Here is a 2,345-nt window from a genome sequence, read left to right as displayed (position 1 = left end):
GTAATTTATCAAAGGAAAGAGTACGTCAAATAAGAAAAGATTGTATTAATGAGTTATTTGAAAAACTCTCATTCATTAAGAATTTTAATGATGATTTATTTAAAAATTATGGTTTAGATATATCCACAAACATAATTGAGATCAAGAAAGATTTAGTGAATGAAATAAATGATAAAAACAAAACAAATTTCTCGAAAGAATTCATTTCATATATTCTTTCTGTATACTTAAGTGATAATTATGTTGTAATTGGGAATGTGGAAGATATATTGTTGCCAAAATTCGTCAATAGCCGAAATCGACATAATTGGAACGACTTTTTTATTGTAAATAAAGAAATATCAGATGTCGATTTTATTTCATTTGCTAACGATATCAGCGAAAGAGTAAATGACCGAATTGAAGAAACTTACTCATTTAATTTTAAAAGTTATTTATCAAGATTTATTTCAGAATTTGATATTAAAGTAATTGATTCTGCTTTTCTTGTGGCTGAAAAAATAATAAATGATGAATTTGAGATGTATCTTGATTTAGACGACAATATTGTTTTCAAACAAAACACAATCAAGCAAGCTTATCAATATTCTTATGAAGCGCTAGAAAAATTAGGAAAACCATCTAAAGTTAAAGAAGTGGTTGAGAAAATAATTGAGCTATATCCAAATTATGAAACTGATGAAAATAAAATCGCTGCTTCAATGAAAAGAAAAAACGGATTTGTGCCAGTTGGAAGAAATAGCGTGTTTGGATTAAAAAAATGGGAAAATGAATTAGAGAATTTCAAGGGAGGAACTATTAGAAGTATAACAATTGAATTTCTTGAACAATTTAATGATCCAAAACATATCTCAAACATTACTAAATATGTGCTAAAATACAGACCCGAATCAAATGAAAAAAGTATTTATTATAATTTAAGAATAGATGATTCCCAAGTTTTTGCTTTTTTCAAAAATTCTTATGTCGGTTTGAAGAAAAGATTATATCCCGATGCTTTTAAAATATTAGAGAAATCTGATGTCATTGAGCAAATATCTTGGGAGGGCAGATATGAACATTTACTTATTTTCCTTTCTAATGAAAACAGACTTCCTCTATCGATTAATGTACCTGAAGAAGAAATCAAATTATATAGATGGATGAATGTACAAAAGAGAAAAATAAAACTAAAAGAATTAGATGCAATAAAAACCAATCTAATTACCAAGGTTTTTGAAAATTATTCTAAAATAAATGGAAGAAGACTTTCAAATTCAGAAGAAAAATACAATGAACTGATAAATTTTCTTAAATTTAAACATCGGTTACCCTCTGCTAATAAGCCAGGAGAAGAAAATCTCTATTTGTTTTTTTATAACCAACGAAAGCTAAGTAGCAGAAATGAGCTTAAGGATAATGAAATAATACAATATTTTTCAGTGCTTGAAATAATGAAAAACTATAATCTATGAAAATAAAAGAAAACAAGATTCAACAAAACGAGAGACTTAAAGAAATCTGCTCTGTTAAAGAAACTAATTATCAATCTTTAGAATCTTTGTTAGATTCTGTGAAGGCAAAAAAAATAAAACGTATTAACTATCATCAACAAAAAATTGTTGATGTAATTGAAAAAGCCATAAAATGAAATTTTCCAGTATAAATATTAACAATTTTAGACAGTATTACAAGACTGTTGATTTTGATCTATCCACTAGTGATGAAAAAAACATTGTTCTTATTGGGGGTAAAAATGGTTATGGTAAGACCAACTTTTTACTATCAATTGTGTGGTGTTTGTATGGAGAAAAAATTTCTCAAATAGATGATAATTTCAAAAAGGAGATTCAGAAAGAGAAAAACTATTCTTCATTTATGCAACAATCAATAAATTGGTCCGCAAAAAAAGAAGGAATTGATACTTTTTCTGTTAGTATTTTTATAGAAGAAATTGAGTTACCCGAAATCACTAAACTATCGTCAAATGCCAATAAAGTAATAATAAAAAGATCAAGAAACACGTCAAACACGGAAGAAAAGTTATCTATTATTGACCCTATATCAAACTTAGAAATATTTGATGAGGAAGAAGATAAATTTAATTTCATTAATGATTACATCATTCCTGTAGATGCTGCAAAATTTGTATTTTTTGATGCTGAGAAAATTTCAGAAATCGCCAATTTATCTATTAAAGAAGAAGGTAGTTTCATAAATGATGCACTTGGTAAAATCCTAGGCTTAGACACTTACGAAACATTAATTGATGATTTTGAATTCTACATCAATACACTAAAAAAAGAAGGAGCAACAAAAAACCTTCAAGAGCAAATTATAGACAAAGAAAAAGCAATTGAATTGTC

Annotated in this window: 3 protein-coding genes; all 3 read left to right on the top strand. The window is 26.9% G+C overall.

Annotated features, from left to right (window positions below; genetic code table 11):
* Positions 1-1,454: hypothetical protein (locus tag WBY99_RS01770; RefSeq protein WP_423974630.1), on the top strand; the 1,454-nt coding region annotated here is incomplete at its 5' end.
* Complete coding sequence (locus WBY99_RS01765) at positions 1,451-1,630, top strand: hypothetical protein (protein WP_423974629.1); 180 nt, start codon at positions 1,451-1,453, stop codon at positions 1,628-1,630. The genes WBY99_RS01770 and WBY99_RS01765, both read left to right, overlap by 4 nt.
* Positions 1,627-2,345, top strand: a 719-nt coding sequence (locus WBY99_RS01760) for an AAA family ATPase (protein WP_423974628.1), incomplete at its 3' end; no start/stop codon positions are given. The genes WBY99_RS01765 and WBY99_RS01760, both read left to right, overlap by 4 nt.

The organism is Kaistella sp. (assembly GCF_049588135.1).
In the GTDB taxonomy this organism is placed as follows: domain Bacteria; phylum Bacteroidota; class Bacteroidia; order Flavobacteriales; family Weeksellaceae; genus Kaistella.
Note: the sequence above shows the minus strand (reverse complement) of the source record. Positions and strands in the feature narration are given on the sequence as shown.